At 45.6% G+C, this 22,117-nt stretch carries 19 protein-coding genes and 1 CRISPR repeat array; of the genes, 14 read left to right on the top strand and 5 right to left on the bottom strand.

Annotated elements, in window-relative coordinates:
- Window positions 1–127 precede the first annotated feature (127 nt).
- Window positions 128–1,195, bottom strand: a complete 1,068-nt coding sequence (locus H8S18_RS07195) for a HAMP domain-containing sensor histidine kinase (protein ID WP_186857637.1) — start codon at window positions 1,193–1,195, stop codon at window positions 128–130.
- The gene (locus tag H8S18_RS07190) at window positions 1,192–1,866 is read right to left on the bottom strand and encodes a response regulator transcription factor (protein WP_186857636.1); all 675 of its coding nucleotides are present in this window, start codon (window positions 1,864–1,866) and stop codon (window positions 1,192–1,194) included. The genes H8S18_RS07195 and H8S18_RS07190 overlap by 4 nt, the downstream gene beginning before the upstream one ends.
- Before the next feature lie 135 nt (window positions 1,867–2,001).
- Here H8S18_RS07190 and H8S18_RS07185 point away from each other — a divergent pair, with 135 nt between their 5' ends.
- The 12 genes from H8S18_RS07185 (at window position 2,002) to cas2 (ending at window position 15,765) form a co-directional block, all read left to right on the top strand.
- On the top strand, window positions 2,002–3,756 hold the full coding sequence (locus H8S18_RS07185; RefSeq protein ID WP_186857635.1) for an ABC transporter ATP-binding protein: 1,755 nt from the start codon (window positions 2,002–2,004) through the stop codon (window positions 3,754–3,756).
- Window positions 3,756–5,588: an ABC transporter ATP-binding protein gene (locus tag H8S18_RS07180; protein ID WP_186857634.1), complete on the top strand. Its 1,833-nt coding sequence runs from the start codon at window positions 3,756–3,758 to the stop codon at window positions 5,586–5,588. The genes H8S18_RS07185 and H8S18_RS07180 overlap by 1 nt, the downstream gene beginning before the upstream one ends.
- Window positions 5,589–5,605: 17 nt before the next feature.
- The gene (locus tag H8S18_RS07175; RefSeq protein WP_186857633.1) at window positions 5,606–6,367 is read left to right on the top strand and encodes a GTP pyrophosphokinase; all 762 of its coding nucleotides are present in this window, start codon (window positions 5,606–5,608) and stop codon (window positions 6,365–6,367) included.
- A complete protein-coding gene (locus H8S18_RS07170; RefSeq protein WP_186857632.1) occupies window positions 6,339–6,953 on the top strand; it encodes a cytidylate kinase-like family protein in 615 nt (204 codons plus the stop codon). Before H8S18_RS07175 ends, H8S18_RS07170 begins: the two co-directional genes overlap by 29 nt.
- A gap of 387 nt (window positions 6,954–7,340) precedes the next feature.
- Window positions 7,341–7,565 (top strand): hypothetical protein, encoded by a 225-nt coding sequence (locus tag H8S18_RS07165; RefSeq protein WP_186857631.1) that lies wholly within the window; start codon window positions 7,341–7,343, stop codon window positions 7,563–7,565.
- Between the two features lie 298 nt (window positions 7,566–7,863).
- Window positions 7,864–10,215: a CRISPR-associated helicase Cas3' gene (gene cas3, locus H8S18_RS07160; RefSeq protein WP_186857630.1), complete on the top strand. Its 2,352-nt coding sequence runs from the start codon at window positions 7,864–7,866 to the stop codon at window positions 10,213–10,215.
- A 14-nt stretch (window positions 10,216–10,229) separates the two neighbouring features.
- The gene (cas5c, locus tag H8S18_RS07155) at window positions 10,230–10,997 is read left to right on the top strand and encodes a type I-C CRISPR-associated protein Cas5c (protein ID WP_186857629.1); all 768 of its coding nucleotides are present in this window, start codon (window positions 10,230–10,232) and stop codon (window positions 10,995–10,997) included.
- The gene (cas8c, locus tag H8S18_RS07150; RefSeq protein WP_186857628.1) at window positions 10,997–12,967 is read left to right on the top strand and encodes a type I-C CRISPR-associated protein Cas8c/Csd1; all 1,971 of its coding nucleotides are present in this window, start codon (window positions 10,997–10,999) and stop codon (window positions 12,965–12,967) included. The genes cas5c and cas8c overlap by 1 nt, the downstream gene beginning before the upstream one ends.
- Window positions 12,948–13,781 (top strand): type I-C CRISPR-associated protein Cas7/Csd2, encoded by an 834-nt coding sequence (gene cas7c / locus H8S18_RS07145; protein ID WP_186857627.1) that lies wholly within the window; start codon window positions 12,948–12,950, stop codon window positions 13,779–13,781. The genes cas8c and cas7c overlap by 20 nt, the downstream gene beginning before the upstream one ends.
- Complete coding sequence (gene cas4, locus H8S18_RS07140; protein WP_186857626.1) at window positions 13,778–14,437, top strand: CRISPR-associated protein Cas4; 660 nt, start codon at window positions 13,778–13,780, stop codon at window positions 14,435–14,437. Before cas7c ends, cas4 begins: the two co-directional genes overlap by 4 nt.
- Window positions 14,434–15,462, top strand: coding sequence for a type I-C CRISPR-associated endonuclease Cas1c (gene cas1c / locus H8S18_RS07135; RefSeq protein WP_186857625.1), 1,029 nt, complete (start codon window positions 14,434–14,436; stop codon window positions 15,460–15,462). The genes cas4 and cas1c overlap by 4 nt, the downstream gene beginning before the upstream one ends.
- 12 nt (window positions 15,463–15,474) lie before the next feature.
- A complete protein-coding gene (gene cas2 / locus H8S18_RS07130; RefSeq protein ID WP_186857624.1) occupies window positions 15,475–15,765 on the top strand; it encodes a CRISPR-associated endonuclease Cas2 in 291 nt (96 codons plus the stop codon).
- A gap of 153 nt (window positions 15,766–15,918) precedes the next feature.
- A CRISPR array of direct repeats spans window positions 15,919–17,274; the repeat unit is 32 nt; unit sequence GTCGCTCCCTTCGTGGGAGCGTGGATTGAAAT.
- A gap of 266 nt (window positions 17,275–17,540) precedes the next feature.
- On the opposite strand, the gene H8S18_RS07125 is transcribed toward cas2, so the two are convergent.
- Together H8S18_RS07125 and H8S18_RS07120 are read right to left on the bottom strand one after the other, a co-directional pair.
- Entirely contained in the window at window positions 17,541–19,682 is a 2,142-nt protein-coding gene (locus H8S18_RS07125; protein ID WP_186857623.1) for a PTS sugar transporter subunit IIC/EAL domain-containing protein, read from the bottom strand.
- 308 nt (window positions 19,683–19,990) lie between these two features.
- Window positions 19,991–20,491: a DUF308 domain-containing protein gene (locus H8S18_RS07120; protein WP_186857622.1), complete on the bottom strand. Its 501-nt coding sequence runs from the start codon at window positions 20,489–20,491 to the stop codon at window positions 19,991–19,993.
- Window positions 20,492–20,735: 244 nt separating this feature from the next.
- Here H8S18_RS07120 and H8S18_RS07115 point away from each other — a divergent pair, with 244 nt between their 5' ends.
- Window positions 20,736–20,891 carry a hypothetical protein gene (locus H8S18_RS07115; RefSeq protein ID WP_186857621.1) on the top strand — a complete coding sequence of 52 codons (156 nt, stop codon included), beginning with the start codon at window positions 20,736–20,738 and terminating at the stop codon, window positions 20,889–20,891.
- A 636-nt stretch (window positions 20,892–21,527) separates the two neighbouring features.
- Complete coding sequence (locus H8S18_RS07110; RefSeq protein WP_066520166.1) at window positions 21,528–21,740, top strand: cold-shock protein; 213 nt, start codon at window positions 21,528–21,530, stop codon at window positions 21,738–21,740.
- Between the two features lie 54 nt (window positions 21,741–21,794).
- Here H8S18_RS07110 and trxA read toward each other — a convergent pair whose 3' ends face one another.
- A complete protein-coding gene (gene trxA, locus H8S18_RS07105) occupies window positions 21,795–22,112 on the bottom strand; it encodes a thioredoxin (protein ID WP_186857620.1) in 318 nt (105 codons plus the stop codon).
- Window positions 22,113–22,117 lie beyond the last annotated feature (5 nt).

Here is a 22,117-nt window from a genome sequence, read left to right as displayed (position 1 = left end):
AGCTTATGTACATCAAATATAGAGAGTGCGCCCTGCCGCGGCACGGTTATAATAATATAATACCCAAAATTTCCCCGACATTCCCCCTGTGAACCGTTTAAGGATAAAACACATGGGATTTCCCAGCCTAATTTTCTAATTTTATATGCTTCAAAAGCGTTACTGCAAAAGAGGTCAAACCGTCTGCGCATTCTACGGAAATGGTCCCGTGGTGAAGGTCTATTACCTTTTTTGCGATAGCAAGGCCGACGCCGATGCCATCGCCCGAACGGGATGTATCGCTCTGATAAAATTTAGTGAAAATTCGTTTCTTATCGGCCTCTGGAATGCCCGGACCAGTATTTTGAATCGTTACCGTGATAAGATCTGCAAGGCTGCTATCAATTATAATCGAAATATTGCCGCCTTGGGGCGTAAACTTAATGGCGTTATCAAGCAGATTTATCCAGACTGATTTCAGCATTTCCTCGTTTGCAGAAATCATAAATTCATCAAAATCAAGATTCAGGCACAATTCTCTCTTCGACCATTTTTTTTCGAGCAAAAGCACACAGGTGCGGAGCTGCTCCGAAAGATTAAACTTGGTAACGTCGGTTAGGATATTCTGGTTTTCAATTTTTGTCATATCCATCACGTTGGTAGCCATAATGGAGAGACGGCGGGCCTCTTCTTCTATAATGGCAAGATATTCCTTTGCTTGTTCGCCAGAAATAGCCTTATGGTTCAAAAGACGGGCGAAGCCAAGAATCGACACGATAGGGGTTTTGAATTCGTGAGAAAAGCTGTTTACAAAATCAGAACGCAGGAGTTCTGTATTTTGAAGCTCTACTGCAAGCGTGTTAAAGCTCTCAGCCAAATCTTTTCCGGTTCTGGATTCTCCAAAATAAAGACGCGTCGTGTAATTGCCGGAAGCAAGCTGGTTCATGCCATCAATCAGCCGATTTAGGGGACGCAGGGAAATCCTGCTTATAAGAAAAGAGACAAAAGTTCCGACAACGATACTCGCAATGACAAAAATAAGTATCAGTATATTTGGTAAAGCGCTCTCCGGGGAATCGGTAGGCAGGACGCCTGCGCTTACCAACCAAAATATCATTACCCCAACAATGAACATCGTGATGACAAGCACGACAAATACGGCCAGTACAAATAGCAGGGTGAATAGCACGCGAGAGGGTCTTTTTTTCTTTTTCATACGTTTTTCACCGCCTTGTATCCAAGTCCACGAACCGATATAATTTCAAATTCCGGCCAATCCTCGAAGCGTTTGCGCAATCGCCCTATATGGACGGTCACGGTCTCCCAACCGGTGTTGCTTTCTACCCCCCAGATTTCATCCATGAGCTGGATACGGGTAAATATCTGACCGGGATAGGAGAGAAGCTTATATAAGAGCAAGAATTCTTTTTGCGGAAGTTCAAGCGTCTGTCCGTGGCCTGTTACAGTCATAGCGGTATAATCGAGGATAACGTCTCCGACTACAATTTTTTTCTCGCTTACAATTTTGGAGCGCCGCAGCAAAGCCTTGATGCGCAGCAACATCTCTTCTTCATCTACAGGTTTTGTGATATAGTCGTCTGTTCCGGAAAGAAAGCCCTGCTTTCGGTCTGCGGGAAGCTGTTTTGCGGAAACCATCAAAATAGGTAAATCGTTTTGAAGTTCGCGCAGCGTTTCTGTAAATTCATAACCGTCCATACGGGGCATCATAACATCCAGTACAACAAGGTCAACATGCGTTTTTTCCATTGCTTCCATTGCATCTTCTCCGTTTTCGGCAAGCGATACGGTGTATCCCTCTGATTCAAGTAAAGCCTGAAAAAATTTCCGCGTATTTTTATCGTCGTCCACAACGAGGATATGAAACATAAAAAACCACCTTATCTGAATGAAATATATGACTTTATCTTATCGAAATTCGCAAGATACATCAAGTTTAGTTTCAGTTTATGTTCCGTTTCTAAAATAGAGTCAAAATAATTGATGAGAGGAGTATGCCCTTATATGCTTAAATTATTTAGGAAATTCACTGCAACCGAGTGGGGTCTGGTAGGACTTGCTCTCGTTTTAATTGTGATACAGGTATGGCTCGAGTTGACAATGCCAAGTTATATGTCGGAAATTACAATGCTTGTCCAGACGGAGGGCAGCGCAATGTCAGAAATTCTGTCCGCAGGAGGGATGATGCTTGCATGCGCGCTTGGAAGCCTTGCGGCTTCAATAGGAACGGCAATCTGCGCATCGAAGGTAGCGGCTAACTTTTCAGCGAATATTCGCGGAGAATTATTCCAGAAAGTCCAGTCGTTTTCCATGGAAGAAATCGGACGTTTTTCTAACGCCAGCCTGATTACACGGTCGACGAACGATGTTATGCAGGTGCAAATGCTGGTTGTACTGGGAATGCAAATGCTCCTGAAAGCTCCTATTATGGCGGTGTGGGCAATTGTAAAGATTTCAGGAAAAAGCTGGCAATGGACCTTTTCAACTGGGATGGCTGTAGTCGCGTTGGTTGTCATTGTAGGGATATGCATACTGGTGGCAATGCCAAAATTCAAGAAGATGCAAATTCTAACGGATGATATCAACCGCGTAACGCGTGAAAACCTGACGGGCCTTAATGTTGTCCGTGCATATAATGCCGAAGATTATCAGGAGAAAAAATTTGAAACGGCGAACAATAACCTGACCAAAACCCAGCTCTTTTCGTCTCGGGCTATGTCGTTTATGATGCCGGGAATCCAGCTTGTAATGAGCGGGCTTGGGCTTGCCGTTTATTGGATTGGCGCGTACTTGATTCAAAACGCCGGAGCGGTGGAAAAGATGACGCTATTTTCAGATATGGTGGTGTTTTCCCAATATGCGATGCAGGTCGTTATGTCGTTTATGATGCTTGTAATGATATTTATCCTGTTGCCGCGCGCCTCGGTGTCGGCGAAGCGAATCAACGAAGTGCTGAATACGGAGCCTACAATTGAGGATGGAACAGTAACGAAATCAGACAACGGAATGGTGGGAGAGGTCGAGTTCCGCGACGTCAGTTTCCGTTATCCGGACGCAGCGGACGACGTGCTTTCCAATATCTCTTTTACAGCGCATAAAGGGGAAACCGTTGCGCTGATAGGCTCTACCGGATGCGGAAAAAGCACGGCTATCAATCTGATTCCGAGATTCTATGATGCCACAAAAGGTAAAGTATTGGTAGATGGGATAGATGTAAGGGAATATTCGCAAAAAGCGCTGCGGAATAAAATTGGTTATGTATCCCAAAAAGCTACATTATTTTCCGGTACAGTACAAAGCAACGTGAACTATGGGGATAACGGAAAGACGGCCCAGCCTTCCGATGTGATTGACGCTGTATATACGGCACAGGCCAACGATTTTGTAGAAAAAATGGAAGACGGATATGACGGATATATAGCACAAGGAGGCGCCAACCTGTCCGGAGGACAGAAACAGAGGCTTTCCATTGCCCGCGCGGTTTGCCGCCGGCCGGAAATCTTTATCTTTGACGATTCCTTTTCCGCGCTGGACTATAAAACAGACCGCGACGTGCGCAAAGCACTGGATAAAGAGTGCGGCGGATCAACGCGCATTATTGTGGCGCAGCGCATCGGAACGATTCGTGATGCAGATAAAATTATTGTACTTGACGAAGGAAAAATCGCCGGGATGGGTACGCACGACGAATTGATGAAGAACTGCGAAGTGTATAAACAGATAGCTCTTTCACAGCTTTCAAAGGAGGAATTGGCATAATGGGAAAAAATGAATATGGTAGCAACAGGCCACAGAATAGCGGGGCCCCCGGCTCCGGAATGATGAGAGGGTCGTCCGAAAAAGCAAAAAATTTTACAGGAACATGGAAAAAACTGATAAAATACTCTAAAAAATATTACGTGCCGCTTGTGTTGGCAATTATCTTCGCAATCGGGGGCACTATAATGACGCTGATTGGACCGGACAAACTGTCGGAGATGACTAAAGTAATTACCGATGGGATTACGACGGGAATTGATTTGGCTGCGGTTGCATCGATCGGCATCACCCTTGTTATATTGTATCTGTGCAGTTTTGGGTTGTCGACTGGACAGCACTGGATTATGGCAACGGTCTCCCAAGGGGTATCCAAACAGATGCGTAGCGATATCTCCAGAAAAATCAACCGCCTTCCAATGGGATATTTCCATGGGACCTCTACCGGGGATGTGCTTTCGCGCGTTACAAACGATGTAGACATGATTTCACAATCGCTGAATCAAAGCGTGGGTATGTTGGTTTCGGCAGTTACACTATTTGCGGGCTCTCTTATTATGATGTTGCTGACGAATGTTATTATGGCGGCGACAGCAGTCATTGCGACTTTAATCGGCTTTCTTCTAATGATGCTGATTATGAGGCGGTCACAAAAATATTTTGACCGCCAGCAAAAACATCTTGGGGAAATCAATGGACATGTAGAAGAAATATATACAGGCCATACGGTGGTAAAGGCATACAACGGAGAAGAGAACGCGCAGAAAGTTTTCGATAAATTAAACGGAAGATTAAAGGACAGTGCATTTAAAGCTCAATGCCTGTCAGGGCTTATGCAGCCGCTTATGTACTTTATTGGAAACCTTGGTTATGTAGCTGTGTGTGTGGTGGGAGCATTGCTGACGATGGACGGCAAAATTGGTTTTGAAGTAATCGTCGCGTTTATGATGTATGTACGGTATTTTACCCAGCCCCTTTCACAGATGGCGCAGGCGATGCAATCTCTGCAATCGGCCGCCGCCGCAGGAGAACGCGTCTTTGAATTCCTGGAAGCGGAAGAGATGCAGGATGAAAACGAAAAGAACCAAAAACTGGAACAGACAAAAGGATATGTGGAGTTTGAGCATGTGAAATTTGGATATACAGATGAAAAAACAATTATCCATGATTTTTCCGCCCAGGTCAGCCCGGGGCAGAAGATTGCCGTAGTAGGGCCGACCGGCGCGGGGAAAACAACCATGGTAAACCTGCTGATGCGGTTCTATGAGATAAAAAGCGGGGAAATCCGCATAGATGGAGTGCCGATACGTGAAATGACGCGGGAGGAGGTACACAAGCAGTTTTGCATGGTACTGCAAGATACATGGCTGTTCGAGGGAACTGTGCGGGAAAATCTTATCTACTGCACGGAAAACGTATCGGATGAGAAGATGGAGGAAGCGTGCAGGGCAGTTGGACTCGACCATTTTATACGCACTCTGCCGTACGGATATGATACGGTATTAAATGACCAGTTAAATTTGTCGCAAGGACAAAAGCAACAGCTTACCATAGCGCGGGCGATGATTGCGGACAAACCAATGCTGATATTGGATGAAGCGACAAGCTCGGTTGATACGAGAACAGAACAACAGATACAGAGTGCGATGGATGCTCTTATGAAAAACCGTACTTCATTCGTTATCGCTCACCGCTTGTCTACGATTAAGAATGCTGACCTTATCCTTGTACTAAAAGACGGAGATATTATAGAGAGCGGAACGCATGACGCATTGATGAAACAAGGAGGTTTTTATGCAGAACTGTATAACAGCCAATTTGACCAAGCTGCCTGACGGAGGAATATTTGAACATGGACAAAGATAATATCATGGATAAAGAAATAGAAAAGCTGATGCAAGCCGGAGGTGAATTTTTCACACAAAAAAACAGGAACGAATTTGTTGGAATGTTCCTCAGAAGAGGACAGGCGTTTATGGAAATGATGACCTATTACCGCTGCGCGTTGATGGAAATGGAAACCAAATTCAATGTAATGAACGAGGAATTTTCACTGCAATTCGATAGGGAACCAATCAGCAATATTAAGACAAGGCTCAAATCGCCGCAAAGCATTGTAGATAAACTGCTGAGAAAGGATTTTCCCATTGACGTTTCTAGTGTGGAAGACAATCTGAATGATATTGCAGGTATACGCGTAATATGTTCTTTTCTTGATGATGTGTATATGCTGGAAGAGGCGCTGCTGAAACACGACGATGTTACCCTGATAGAAAAGCGGGACTACATTGCGTCTCCCAAGAAGAATGGTTACAGGAGCCTGCACTTGATTGTTTCAACACCTATCTTTCTTGCGCACGAAAAGCGGATGATGAAAGTGGAAGTACAGCTTCGAACGATTGCAATGGACTTTTGGGCAAGTCTTGAACATCAAATCAATTATAAGAAAAAGAACGGAATACCGCAGGGGAATTTGTCTGAGCTTTACGAATGCGCTGAAATGAGCGCGGAACTTGACAGGCGCATGGCAGAACTGAGAAAAAAATGCGGCATTGCGCGGGACGGCGAAAAGGAGGCGTTTCATTATGAGAAAATATCACTACATAACGATTGAGCGCGAATATGGAAGCGGAGGAACGAAAATTGCGCGAAAGCTGGCAAGCATAACCGGCGTGCCGTGCTATGGCCATGAAATACTCAAGGCTGTTTCAAAAAAATATAACTTTTCTATTGAAAATATAGAACGATATGAGGAAAATGTTCCAAACAGCCTTTTATATACGATTTATGCACTCAGTCAAGCAACCTCTGCAAATCCGGATATGGTGTCAAAAGAAGGACATATTTTCCTTGCTGAACAAGATGAAATAAGAAAGATGTCGGGAGAGGGACCTGCCATTTTTCTTGGACATTGCGCCTCTGAAGCGTTAAAAGAGCGTAGAGGGGTCGTAAAAGTTTTTATCTGGGCAACGGAAAAAGATAAAAGAAACCGAATTGTAGAAGACTACGCTATCCCGGAACATGAAGTGGAAAGCATAATGAAACGGTTTAACCGTAGGCGTGAACGGTATTACTACGCAAATACCACAAAAAGATGGAATGATTTTACAAATTATGACATTGTATTAAATTCTTCAGAATTAGGTATAGACGGCTGTGTGGCCGTATTGGGAAGCCTGCTTGCAGATATACCGGAATAAATTACTGTAAAATAACAGGCACGGCCTCAGCCGTGCCTGTTATTTTACAGTAAGCAGAGAACTTATAGTACCGGCCGTGTAAATCAATTCAAGCGAGTCCTTTTTTCAATGCGTTTAACGCCACTGTAACGTAAATACCGGTTATATTTTATGGCATAAATAGTGCTGCCGAATATGGAAGCCGGCAGGCCTTTCCATGACCAGACGCGGTATATTTTGAAACGAATACTATTGGCGTCGAAGAAGACGGAATGAATGTAGGCAATATGATCGAAACAGACAATTATTTTCGCTGCGTCGATATAGTGATCGAAGACCTGGGAAAATGTTCAGCGCAAGATAGATTAAAGGGCTTCACCAGACCTTAAAGAACGAGACGAGTGATTCATGGAAAAGCAGGATATCAATATTCTTGGACATATATCGAACGGGTACTTTCCAACCAAACGGGTAACCGGCCGGATTGCCAGCGGATGGTCAAGGCCAGCGCAAAGGGCCTGTTTGTCGTGGTGGCCGGATGGCGGCTCGACTGCTTCGCGCGAAACCGCTACGGCTCCACCCCATGATAAAACGCTCCTGCGGAAAAACAGTGTGAAGGTCGTTGCGATTTGAATGGACACCGGTTTGGCAAGGAAACAGTTTACTCATAGTATTTTGGAAGAACTCCAGGCTTTGCAGTATAAGCGCTTTTTGATGGTAAGTCTAAAAAACTTTTCGTAAATTTTCGTCGGAGGGAACACTTGTAATGTTTTATGTACCACATTATAATGAAAGGTAATGAGTCTACTATGTTTTTCATTCAACGTTATAAGATAGTCCAATAATAATCAATATACTTTAGAGAAGCTGTGATTCTAATCATGCGCGATGCAAACCTGCACGGATGTAAATATAATGCAAGGAGGATTGAATGGTGTATGGTACGGAGCTCGCAAGAAAGAATTCTCGTGACAAAACGCAAAGCATGTTTGAACATGCGAAACATGTAGCTGATATTTCCACTGCAATTTCGCACTGCCCCAATACTTCCGGACTCATTGCGTATCTTCACGACTTGGGGAAACTTTCCGACGCATTTCAAAGCTATATAAAGGGCGGAAGCGGAGAGCGCGGCAGTGTTATCCATGCATGGCAAGGGGCATTTTTGGCAGATGAAATCTTTATCGATCATGGTGCGCCAGAGGCTTTGCTGCTCAAGGAAATGATGGCCTTTTGTATCACTGCGCATCATAATCGTCTTGCGGACGGCATTGCGCCGGATGGGACAACCGATTATTTCGACAAACTGCAAAACGCTGACGACGCCAAATATTCCTACCATGAGATCAAAAATAAAATTACAGATTCCGAGAAAGCAAAGCTGCAACTCCTGTTTGAAAAAGCGGTTTGCGAGATTCGCGCCCTGTTGGATCACATTCAAAACGCCTATAGAAGCCCTGATTCAGCTGCTTTTGCCCTGGGCTTAGCCGTGAAGTATCTTTACTCCTGTTTGGTTGATGCAGACAGGCTCGATGCATATTTGTTTGATGTGAATGAGGAATTTTTGTATTCCAATACCGACTGGGCTCCGCTAACAGAAATATTCGAACGAAATATTGCTTCGTTTTCAAGCGGTACGGATATTGCAAAAATCAGAAAATCCATATCTGATCAATGCAAAGCTGCCGCAGATCATGAAACTGGGATTTATCAGCTCCTGGTGCCGACCGGGGGTGGAAAAACCTTGTCCTCTTTACGGTTTGCGCTGCATCACTGCAAAAAGCAAAAAAAGAAACGGATTATTTATGTCATTCCCTACCTTTCCATCATAGAACAGACGGCAAAATCCATTCGTGATATTTTGGAGGTGGAGGAAGACAGCGGCGTTATTTTTGAACATCACTCAAATACCCTTGAGCCGGAAGATGATGGCGCTTCCGAGACACGCAAGCGAATGGCGTCGCGATGGGACAGCCCTATTATCATAACTACAATGGTACAATTTCTGGAATCGGTGATGTCTTCAAAGAGCGGCAAGCTGCGCAAATTTGCCTCCATGGCAGACTCAGTCATTATTTTTGATGAAATACAATCCATGCCCATAAAAGCGATCCACTGTTTTAATGAAATCGTCTCGTTCCTGTCAAAAATACTAAACGCTACGGTTCTCCTTTGTTCCGCGACGCAGCCTGCCCTTGCATCTACGCAGCGAAGCAATCTTTTGCTTGCGGCACATCCAAGGCTTATTGATTGCGCCAATGAATTCAAGCATATGAAACGCGTGAACATTGCGGCTGAACCTGAGCGTGACATTTTTTCCACGGCGGATTTTACTATGGATAAGGCAGGTGAGAATGGGAATTGCCTTGTTATTGTAAATACCAGGAATGCCGCGCTGGAACTGTTTGACACAATAAAGAACCGGGCCGTTGGCTTTGAAGTCCTGCACCTAAGCACCTCTATGTGTGCGGCGCACCGTATGGAAATTATTCGAAAAATGCGGGCACATCTCAATGGCGGCACAAAAGTAATCTGTATTTCTACCCAATTGATTGAGGCGGGGGTCGATATTTCGTTTTCATGCGTCATTCGCAGTATGGCAGGATTGGATTCTATTGCCCAGGCCGCAGGAAGATGCAATAGAAACGGGGAGAGCGCTGAACCCAAAAAAGTTTATGTATTCCCGTTAAAAGGCGAGAGCCTTGACAGGCTGCCGGATATCAGGATGGGACAAGAAATAACGCAGCGAATCATCCAAAGTAAGGAACCGGGTGTTGATTTACTGGATGAAGAGGCGATGTCTGAATTTTACGACCAATATTTTAACGGCCAGGATAGGCGGATGGATTACCCGGTAGGCCAGGCTGGAAGCATTTATGCTATGTTGTCACACAACAAGGACGGAAAGGGAAATTATCGGAACAGAACCGGCAGGCAGTTTTCCCACTTTATAACGCAGGCCTTCCGGTCTGCGGACGCGGAATTCAGTGTGCTGGACAAAAATACAACGTCGGTCGTTGCCCGGTACGGCGGTGCAAAAAAGCTGATCGATGAATACAGAAATCAGCCCCGAAGCGTTTTTACCAGGGAAAAAGTACAAATTTTAAAGAAACTGCAGAGATTCAGTGTTCCCCTGTATGAGTATGAACTAAAAAAGCTTTTGGAAAGACACGCGTTATCACCATTGGATGAAGAAACGGGCATACTGCTTCTTGACGAAAATTATTATTCACAAGATACAGGCGCGGTTTCAGACATAATTCAGGACAATCTTATTGTTTAGCAAGGAGGAAACGAATGAAAGACGATGTGGTGAGTAAGATTGTAAAAAAAAGAAACTCAATCGAGTTTGAAGCGTATGCAAAATACGCGCTGTTCTCAGACCCGGTGACTCGTGTTGGCGGCGAGAAATTTTCTTATCAGGTACCGACCTATCAGGCAATCAAGGGAATTGTGGAATCCATCTATTGGAAACCGACGTTTATTTGGGTGATCGACGCTGTCAGGATCGTAAATAAAATCCAGACCGAGGGCAAGGGGATACGCCCGATCAAAATGAGCGGGGGCAATGATTTGGCTTACTATACCTACCTGAAAGACGTACGGTATCAGGTACTCGCCCATTTCGAATGGAATGAGAACCGCCCGGAATTGCAAAGCGACCGCAATGAAAATAAGCATCATAACATTGCCAGGCGCAGCATTGAAAAAGGTGGCAGGCGCGATATTTTTTTGGGGACAAGGGAATGCCAAGGGTATATAAGGCCGTGCGAGTTTGGGAGCGGCGAAGGTTTTTATGACGATTATAATGAATTGAGTTTTGGATTTATGTTCCACGGGATCGATTATCCGGATGAAAACAAATCCAGAAACGCGGATGGAACGCTTGCCCGGAATTTTGATATCCGCTTTTGGAACTGCGTGATGCAGGATGGGATCATTCTTTTCCCGCCGCCGGACGACAGTTCCTTGAAGCGCCGCACTGTATTTGAAAATCAGCAGGTGAAACGGTTTGTGATCGGAGAGAATATGGCGCCTGTTGATCAAGAGGGGAGTGACGAGTAGTGGGAGTGTTTCAAAATTTGATTGAAACGTATGATAAGTGCGAGAATGCGGTTGGCATTCCTGTAACAGACGCCGACGGAAACGTCAACGACAGGAAAACGCTGATGCCAATTTTTCATACGACGTTCAAGTCTGAAATTTGTGTTTATCTCGACCGGGACGGAGGCTTCGTCCGCGCGAGCCGTGACAGTAAGGAGACGACAATTATTATTCCCTGTACGGAGGGCTCTGCGGGACGCGCCAATGATATAAAGAATCCGCTGCCTCATCCGCTCTGCGACCAACTGGACTATGTGGGGGGAATCAAAGACAAAGGCAGCAAAAATTATCTTGCGCAGCTTGCCGAATGGAAAGGCGGGAATGTTGCGCTGAATGCCATCTATGCATATATTTCCGGTGGAACCATTATTGCTGATTTAATTGAAAATGATATTTTCAAAGACAGTGAATATCAATCCGGGGCGGAGAGCCGGGACGTATCCTCTATTGACTATGATAAAATCAGGAAAATCGGCGTTCGATTTGTCGTACAAATGGGCGCCCGAGCTTCCCATGTTTGGGAAGACAAGGAGATTCGAACTGCATGGATCGCCCATGTGCGCAGTAGAACGAAAGGAAACAATTCTTTGTTCGATTACCTGAGCGGCTGTGCTGTTGATGCTGTGGCAACCCAACATCCGAAGAACATAAACGCGATGACAGGTAATGCAAAACTGCTTTCCTGCAATGATACGAACGGCTTTACCTTTCGCGGGCGGTTTTCATCGCAGGATGACGCGGTGATCGTTGATTATGCGCAGTCGCAGAAGATGCACCAAATGCTCCGCTGGTTGATTGCCAATTACGGCTACATGGTCGATTCGCAGGTTGTTGTAACCTGGGCCGTTGACAGCGACACCGAAGTGAAGGAAAAGGCGCAGGACAACACGTTTAACCTCTTCGGCAGCATGGAGGCAACCAGAACGGACGCTGATATTTTATCGGACGCAGGCACAAAGGCCGTTTATGCGGACTATACTGTAAAGCTCAAGAATGTTTTGCAGGGATATAGAAGGGCGGAAGACCTGAAGCAGCATGCGCGTACGATTTGTATTGCGGTGTTTGACGCCGCGACAACGGGCAGGATGGGTTTGGTGTTTTACCAAGAAATGCCGGAACACACCTATCTTGAGAATATTATCAACTGGCATAGTGACACTTCTTATTTTCTTAGCGCATGGAAAAAAGAAAAAGGCGAAAATGGCAAAAGCGCGATGATCCGCTATATAGGGGCGCCATCTTATGACGACATTCTTTTCGCTGTGTACGGGAAGCCGCGGGGCGGAAACGACGCCGGATATAATACCCTGAAAAAGAAAGTCCGCAAGCAGCTTTTGGAATGTATGTTCGGCAACTGTTCGCTGCCTGAAAGCATGGTTCGAATGGCGGCAAACAGAACTTCACATCCTATGTCATTCACGGATGCGAAATGGGAAAACAGCGACAATGAATGGACGCGCGCATTAAATATCACCTGTGCATTAATACGGAAATACCATAAACAACATTATAAGGAGGAATTACCATTGGAACTTGACGAACTTAAAAAAGACCGCAGCTATTTATATGGCAGATGGCTTGCAGTGGCAGACCGGATCGAAGAGGACGCTTTGCGCTCCAAAGGCAGGCAAGGCGAACGCGCAACCAACGCGGTCAGGCTTATGAGCAGTTATGCTGTAAAACCGCTTACTACAAAACTCATGTTAAGTCAGCAATTGCAGCCTTACATCAACCAGAGATACTCACTTTATAAAAATTTTTTCCTGCCGATTATTACAGAGATCGACGAAAAGCTGGAAGAGTTCACGGATAATAACGAGGCGTTGTCTGCGCTGTATCTGCTTGGCTATTCTGCACAATATCGTGCATTATCAAAAAACAATCAAACAGAGAATTTGGAGGAAAATGACAATGGCAGTATTACAGAATAAAATCGACTTTGCACTTATATTCACGGTAAAAAACGCTAATCCAAATGGCGATCCGCTTGGAGGAAACAGGCCCCGCACAAACAGCGATGGGCTGGGGGAAGTGTCGGACGTTTGCCTGAAGCGAAAAATCCGCAACCAACTGCAGAATTCCGGGAACGAGATTTTTGTTCAAATGGACGAGAGCAATACCGACGGCAAAAAATCCCTCTCGGACCGTTTTAATTCCTTTCTTTCCACATTGAGCAAAGAGGAACAGAAATCCAAAGAGATCGTGGCGCAAAAGGTATGCGAAAAATGGATGGACGTCCGCTCTTTTGGACAGGTTTTCGCATTTAAAAAAGGGAAGGATACCGCGGAGGTTTCGCTGGGCATAAGAGGTCCGGTAAGCATACAGTCTGCTTTCAGCACGGAACCGGTTGTTGTCGAATCTATCCAAATCACCAAATCTGTGAACAGTGAAACAACGCAGGACGGAAAGAAATCATCCGATACAATGGGTATGAAGCACCGTGTGAGCAATGCCGTATACGTTACCTATGGTAGTATTAGTCCCCAGCTTGCCCAGAAAACCGGTTTTTCGGAGGAAGACGCGCTTGCTGTTAAAAATGCCCTTGCTTCTTTGTTTGAGGGAGATGAGTCGTCAGCCCGCCCCAGCGGCTCAATGCAGGTGCTTGAGGTCGTATGGTTCGTGCACAACAGCAAATCCGGGCAGTATTCATCTGCCAAGGTTCATAACAGCGTAAAAGTTGATTCTGATGGCAAGGTTACGATCTGCGATCTCGATGGGCTAAGCCCGGAAATAATAGAAGGATGACTTACAGGGAAGAAGACTATTTGCTGCTCTCCGGCATACAACATTACGCTTTTTGCCCCCGGCAGTGGGCCTTGATCCACGTGGAAGAACAGTGGAGCGAAAACTATCTCACTGCCGGCGGCAGGATCATGCATACAAAAGCACACGGAGGCAATGACGTTGAAAAGCGCGGCGGCCTCATCATCTTCCGTGCCTTGAAAGTCCGCTCTGCAGAGCTTGGCGTTTCAGGCGAATGCGATGTCGTAGAATTCCGCAAATCAAAAAATGGGATATCCTTAAGGGGATATCCTGGTTTGTGGCTGCCCTATCCTGTGGAATATAAACGCGGAAAAACCAAATTGGACGACTGCGACAGGCTGCAGCTTTGCGCCCAGGCGGTTTGCCTTGAAGAAATGCTGTGTACAAAAATTGAAGAAGGCGCTTTATTCTACGGCGAGCCCCGCAAAAGGGAAATAGTTTCATTTACACCGGTATTGCGAGGGGAATTGGACAAAACCGTACAAGCAATGCACGAGCTGTTTTCAAGAAAACATACGCCGGAGGCGGTAAAGAAAAAGCATTGTCAAAGCTGCAGTATAAAAGATATTTGTCTGCCTGGATTAAGCCAAAAGTCCGGAAATTCCGCAAAGAAATATATGGAGGCGCATATTGAATGAGGAAGCTGCTGAATGTTCTTTTTGTCGTTCAACCAGATTCAAGGGTGAACCTTGATGCAGACAATGTTTGCGTCTATATAGACGGTGAAGTTGCGCTGCGTGTACCACTGCTGAATTTAGAGCAAATAGTTCTCTTTAATTATTTTGGAGCGACGCCGCAGCTTTTAGGGGAATGTGTGAAGAGGAAGATATCGGTCAGTTTCCTGAACGAGTATGGAAAGTATTTAGGAACCTTTCATGGCGAATCCAGCGGTAATGTATTGTTGCGGAGAGAGCAGTACCGCATCGCCGACGATACTCGTGCGGTAAACTATGCAAGAAGTTTCATTTTTGGAAAGCTCCATAATCAAAAATGGGTGATGGAACGTGGCGTAAGAGATTATTCCTTAAGGCTTGATGCAGAACTGTTGAAAAAGCAAAGTGAATTTATCAGCAGTCAACTGAAACAAGTCCTGGAGATTGATAACGAAGAAAAACTTCGTGCTATTGAGGGGAATGCGGCGCACCGCTATTTTTTGGCGTTTGATGAATTGATTTTGCAGAACAAAAAATTTTTTGCATTAAGGAATCGAAACCGGCGTCCGCCTACCGACGCAGTTAACGCAATGTTGTCCTTTGCTTATACGCTTTTGGCCAGCGAATGCAGGCATGCACTTGAAGTTGTTGGCCTGGACAGCTATGTGGGATTCTTGCACGCAGACAGGCCGGGGAGAGCGTCCCTTGCCCTGGATTTAATGGAAGAACTGCGTCCCCACTATGCGGACCGGTTTGTTTTGTCTCTCATAAACAGAGGAGAAATAAACGAAGCGGATTTTGAGTTTCAAAGTTCGGGCGCAGTTTATTTGTCTATCTCTGCCCGCAAAAGATTTCTGTCGGCCTGGCAAAACCGCAAAAAAGAAGAAATCACACATCCATTTTTGAAAGAGAAAGTTGAATGGGGCCTGGTTCCCTATTGCCAGGCGTTGCTGCTGGCACGGGCCATAAGAGGGGATCTGGATGGCTATCCGCCATTTTTATGGAAGTAAAGGAAAAGATAAATGCTTGTTTTATTGACGTATGACGTTTCGACAGATACAGCTGCCGGAAGGAGACGGCTTGCCCGTGTTGCCAGGAAATGCCTGTCTTATGGGCAGCGGGTACAAAATTCTGTTTTCGAGTGCAATATTGACTGGAGCCAGTTCCTCAAATTGCAAAACGAGTTAAAGGGCATGATAAATACAGAGACAGATAGCCTTCGGTTTTATAACCTTGGCAATCATTATTCCGAGAAAGTTATTCATGTGGGGGCTAAACCCAGCATCGACTTGGAAGGAGATTTAATCCTATAGGGTGGGTGCGAACCCAAGGCAGACATAAAATGCCTGGAATGTTCGCACCTTAAATACGAATTTTTGAAAGACAAAATGGGCATTATCAAGGAACTGATAATTTGCCAGACGCAAGATAGGCTTATTCAATCTTTTTTTTGAGCATATCTTGCGGTCGCTCCCTTCGTGGGAGCGTGGATTGAAATTCTATTTTAGTTACCGTGCCTACGGTGCGATAAGGTCGCTCCCTTCGTGGGAGCGTGGATTGAAATGCCTGGAAGCGGCGCGGGACAATGCTGCTTGGTGCGTCGCTCCCTTCGTGGGAGCGTGGATTGAAATTCTTTTTATCCGCGTGATCTATTGCAATCGCTGCGTCGCTCCCTTCGTGGGAGCGTGGATTGAAATCTGCGTATGCGCCTGCATTCCGGGGAACAGGTCGTCGCTCCCTTCGTGGGAGCGTGGATTGAAATGTCAAAAAGACTTTGTCCCTCCCGGCTTGGCTTGGTCGCTCCCTTCGTGGGAGCGTGGATTGAAATCTTGAGTATATCCGAGCCAACGAGCAGGAATTTAGTCGCTCCCTTCGTGGGAGCGTGGATTGAAATATATGTCAAAGGCCATCCTCTTCGCTCAAAAAAGTCGCTCCCTTCGTGGGAGCGTGGATTGAAATTATGATGCCTACCGATGTAGCAATTGCAATGATGTCGCTCCCTTCGTGGGAGCGTGGATTGAAATGAATTCAGGAAATTCCTCTGCAAACAATTCTTCGTCGCTCCCTTCGTGGGAGCGTGGATTGAAATATTGGCAGACCGGGATTGCCCGATAGTCAGGAGTCGCTCCCTTCGTGGGAGCGTGGATTGAAATACAGTATGCCGCTGATCTTCTGCAAGAATTATTCTCGTCGCTCCCTTCGTGGGAGCGTGGATTGAAATATCTGCACGGCTCCGTCCCCCTCAAGCCCAAGATGGTCGCTCCCTTCGTGGGAGCGTGGATTGAAATAGGTACATGGTAGGTACATGAAAGGCGGGACAGGGCGTCGCTCCCTTCGTGGGAGCGTGGATTGAAATATTTCTTCGTCGGAAAAATATAGGTTATATGCCGTCGCTCCCTTCGTGGGAGCGTGGATTGAAATACCTTAACATCTACCGGATCGCCGGTGCTCGGGGCGTCGCTCCCTTCGTGGGAGCGTGGATTGAAATATCAGGTGGAGGGCGACGAAAAGGCCGCGCGGCGCGTCGCTCCCTTCGTGGGAGCGTGGATTGAAATGGTAACTGTGTAATCGCCGCCCGGCAAATTATTGAGTCGCTCCCTTCGTGGGAGCGTGGATTGAAATGCATTAATGCTTCGTTTTTCCCGGTGTTCCTTGATTGTCGCTCCCTTCGTGAGAGCGTGGATTGAAATGTAGCCGACATGGGCGGTTAGGTTAGCCCCTCTAGTCGCTCCCTTCGTGGGAGCGTGGATTGAAATACAAGGACAAGTAATGTATCGGGAGTTGTGGGGTGTCGCTCCCTTCGTGGGAGCGTGGATTGAAATAGGCGTTCGTTGCAAGCGGCATGGAGGTATCTAAGTCGCTCCCTTCGCAGGGGGCGTGGATTGAAATACCATAAGCGTGCCGGAAACGGTGTACTCTTTGGTCGCTCCCTTCGTGGGAGCGTGGATTGAAATTGCTTCACGGTCTCGTAAAGCCCGATGGACTGGTGTCGCTCCCTTCGCAGGGGGCGCAAACCGGCCTTCAATCGTAACAGTGGTTTCGGTAAAAAGATACAATGTTTTATTAATTAAAAAATGTTATCAAATAATTAAGCTTTTTTCAGCCGCTCCCGCCACCTTTTGACCAGGCTGATTAATTCATCCTGCGGAAGCGGCCTGCTGAAGAGGTATCCCTGAAACTCATTGCAACCGAGAGCCAGCAACTTATCGCGCTGTTCCGGCACTTCGACATATTCCGCCAATACGGAAAAATGAAGCGATTTTCCCAGGCTGACAATAGAGGAAATGATATCGCACGACCTTTTGTTTTGCAGCATATCCCGGACAATCGACCCATCGAGCTTTACTTGGTCAAACTGATTGTTCTGCAAATAAAGCAGCGATGTATGCCCCATGCCAAAATCGTCAAGCGAGAGGTTATAACCCGCCTGACGCAGCCGTTCAATCGTCTGGACCAGTTCGGGCGTATCGGAAAGCACGGCCTGCTCGGTTACTTCGATCCATAGGCTGCGTGGATCGAGCCGGTTTTTCTGCATGATATCCTGTAGTACGCCATAAAAATTTTTGGATTTTAACATATCGGGAGTCACATTGAGGGAAAGCTCGAATTTTGCGCCCAGTTTTTCATAAAATACGCACAGGTCCGTGCAGGCCATTTCTAAGATTTCCTGTTCCAGTTCAGCAAGGAAATTTGCTTCCCGGGCAAGCTCTATCATAAGCGGCGGCGCGACAAAACCTGCGATTTCATGTTCCCAGCGAAGCAGAGCCTCCACACCGAAGCATTCCCCGGTACTTCTCACCTGGGGCTGATAATAAAGTATTAATTTATGTTTTTTGACAGCGTGGCGCAAGTCCGCCGCCAACATTTTTGCGACAGATCCAAGGTGATCGTTGCGGTCCAGAAGCCAAGGCGGTCTGTTTTCCTTTTCTGAACTGGCGAGAATATCGGCTAACTCCCGGATATCCTTTTTCATATTAACAACCTGTTTCTTTTCGTACAACCTGATGAATGGACGATAGATCAATACGCCGATTGCAATATTTATAATCTGCAGCAGGCTTCCGGCAACAGAACCCGTTGCCACATATCCGCTTAAAATCGCCGGAGTCGTCCATTCCACAGCTTGCGTCACATAAGGAACAAGCCCGAGATAAACGGCGAAATAGGAAACAGCCGTGATCACGATAGGCGTTACGACAAAAGGAATGAAAAAAACAGGGTTCAGCACCACCGGTAAACCAAAGATGACAAATTCGTTGATATTGAATAGGGTTGGTCCGATTCCCATTCTGGCAATATCTTTGATGCTCCGCCTACGGGAAAATAAGAAGACTGCTATCACGAGACAAAGAATGGTTCCGCAGCCGCCCATGAACACAAACACGTCAAAAAAGGTTTTGCTCAATATTTCCGTGGGTGGAAGTCCCGCGGAGATGTTTGCGGTATTGATATCCACATTGCCCGCGAAAAACTGCTGGGAAACATTGTCCATAACATTCCCGCCATGTATCCCGAAAAACCAGAAGGTTCCCAAGAAAAAGACGAAGAGTATTCCTGAAAGCAGGCCTTTTCCAAGATCCATAAAAAGAGTTATCATCGTATCGGCCAGAAAATCAGATAGGTTCCCTGCTCCCAAAACATTGACCAGCACATAGTTGAAGGAAGCAAAGATCAAAAGCACGAGAGCCCCGGGGACGATCATGGAAAATACGGCGTTGAAATCGTGATCCGTTCCATCCGCATAAATTTGTGGGGTCAATTTCGGGACAGAGGCCAGTTTGATAAAAAGCACGCTGGAAAAAATCGCTGTGAGAATTGCGATAAAAAGCCCGTTTACACCAAAATTCGATATGGAAAAACTTTCCGTGCCTGTGCCGGACATAATCATAAAACAGCAAAGGGAAAGGATGGGCACGCCAATCCTCATCGACATTTTATTGCTGTATAACTGCGCATAACTATAACTGATCGTAATCAGGAAAACGATTGCCAGAAAGTCGAACGCAGCGCTGTGGACGAGGCTCAATATCTGATGAAAAACTGCCCCGGCAGATGAAGTAAGAAAGTCCTGATAGGCGTCAATTGGCAGACTCAACAAAATAAGCGCGACCGATCCAATCATAAGGATCGGTATTGCGGTTATCAGGCCTTTGCGGATTGCACGGGATATCTTGCTGTTTTCAATAGCATCCAGAAATCCGCGAAAAAATTTTGCGACCGTGTGAAACACTATAGCGCCCAACCTATACTCAATATGTAGTATTTTATATTATAGCATAAAACCATATTACATGAGCTGTTTTAATACATATTTACCGGATATCTTATTTGAAGTGAAGAAGACAATTCCATGCGCTGCCAAACGGGGGAAACTTTTTGCCGTTTATACCGCAAAAGCCCGACTGATGGTTTTATTTGCTCAAAAAGAAAAGACTTATGATGCTTATGTTATTTGAACAAAGCAATGAAAAGAAAAGGCGGTACACTTCAAAAAGTATGCCGCCCTTTCTGGCCGTATTCAGTACCGGGTAGAAATACTTATTTTTTGCCGGAGAACCATTGAACCACGGTGATGATTCCAAAAATAATTAGGAAAATGCCAAGCAGTGTCCCGAGGAAATTAGCGCCTGCCGCCATACAGATCAGCACAATAATACCAAGAATGACGGTGATGATAGCTAAAATTTTGGATGCCATGCTGCTGTTCGGGGCGCTGATCAGGGTGATGACGCCATTTACAATCATCCAGATGCCAATGATCAGGGGCAGGACAATACCGGCTGTGGGGCCGCGGAAAATGATTAGCAGGATTCCGAGGATAGCAGCAATAACGGGGATCGTATATGCGCCGAATACACCGGAATTTTCCATACGCTTACTGTAGTTGGAGATAATGGTAATGACGCCATAAGCAATCATAATAATTCCCAGAATCAGTATGATGACCTCCATTCCGCCGACAGGGTTCGCCAACAGGGCAATACCGACAATAAAAAGGATGATGCCCAGAATCAGATTTAAAATATTATTTTGTTTCATTTTGAAATCCTCCATTTCATTCAAATGATTTGCATCCTATGATTAACCGTTTCCAGTTTAGCGTAAACCGTTTCATGAAATCTTTAATCTTCTGGAATGCGGAATGCAAAGGGAGGAGGGGCAGGTCACTGAATTTTCATGCGATCGGGACATAACAGGAGAAACCCTTTTATAAAGCGAAAAAACGGGGTTTACCGAAAAAATAAGAATATACGCCTGTTTATGGGAAAACAGCGAGGTAAGTATGAAGGAACAAGAACCGGAACAAAAATCATCCGGAGACAAAAGAATGGAGGAATTAACTATGTATAACGAAGAAAGAATCAACCGCCTGCGGGAAGACGCCGCAAACGAACAAAAAAGCAGCGGAAAAGTTGGACAAATTGGATTCCAAAATTAAGGCGGGAGAACTGAAGGAACAAAAAAGCCGACCAAGCTTAAAAGCAAACGCAGTATAGGGATGGAATTGGTTCAAAAAACGCTGTAGAAATAAAAAAATGACGCACACATTGAGCAAATACACGGATGGAAACAAAAGGAATGAAAGGGCAATAGAAAAAAGAAACTGGATGGCTCCACAAAAGTAACGCATAAATTTGAAACAAAATAAAGACTTTATAGCTTGGCCTTTGCAGTGAATTGCCCGGAGCGGAAACGGCTTTCGAAACCGGATTTTGCGATCCGGCACCGGAGAACGTTTTATTATGTTTTCTTGGTGAGGGACGGGAAACGCCTTAGCCAGAAAACCGCCTGTCCAGCAGGCAATGACGGCTTTTACCAGCTTTGTCAAAAATTTCTAGAAATGGCAGAGAATGCTTGACAAATTAATCTATTTCATGCTATATTCAATTTAGCAGTTCGAATGTAGTATTAATGATTTCACATATTTTGCAAGTCATTTATTACGATAGATGCTTTGCAAAATATGTGTTTTTTGTTTCATGGCCGGGTTTCAGCTTGTTATACCGGAGCACTAAAGCTTAGGTGTTCAGCAATCGCCCGTACGTGGGTTATTATTATTAGGAGGTACTGGTTGATGAACAGCGGTACGGTAAAATGGTTCAATGCAGAAAAAGGATTTGGCTTTATCTCGGATGACAATGGCGGCGATGATGTATTTGTACATTTCTCGGCGATCCAGACTGATGGATATAAGACACTTTCCGAAGGTCAGAAAGTAACGTATGACACAGAGCAGGATACGCGCGACTCGAGCAAGATCCGTGCGGTCAACGTTTGCCCCGTATAAGAAAGCATGAATCAAAAAAACACTCCCAGCATGGGAGTGTTTTTTGTTGCAGTTTTATGCGTGCTCGATAAAGTCGATAATTTCATCCTTGGATTTTACGCCTACAAATTTAGACATTTTTGCACCGCCGTCAAACAAGTAAACGGTCGGAATTGACATAACGCCATATTGCTGGGCAAGCCCCTGCGCTTCATCGACGTTGACCTTTACAATTTTCACACGGTCGCCAAGCGCGTCGGAAACTTCTTCCAAAATTGGCCCGAGCATCTGGCACGGCCCACACCAGTCGGCATAAAAATCAACCAATACGATTCCTTTTTGCTGAATGACTTCGGCATCAAACTGAGCTTCGTTAATGTGTTTAATATTCATTTGAT

The sequence above is a fragment of the Christensenella tenuis genome (assembly GCF_014287795.1).
In the GTDB taxonomy this organism is placed as follows: Bacteria; Bacillota; Clostridia; order Christensenellales; family Christensenellaceae; genus Christensenella; species Christensenella tenuis.
The sequence above is the reverse complement of the archived record's forward strand: the minus strand, read 5'-3'. Positions and strand labels throughout refer to the sequence as shown.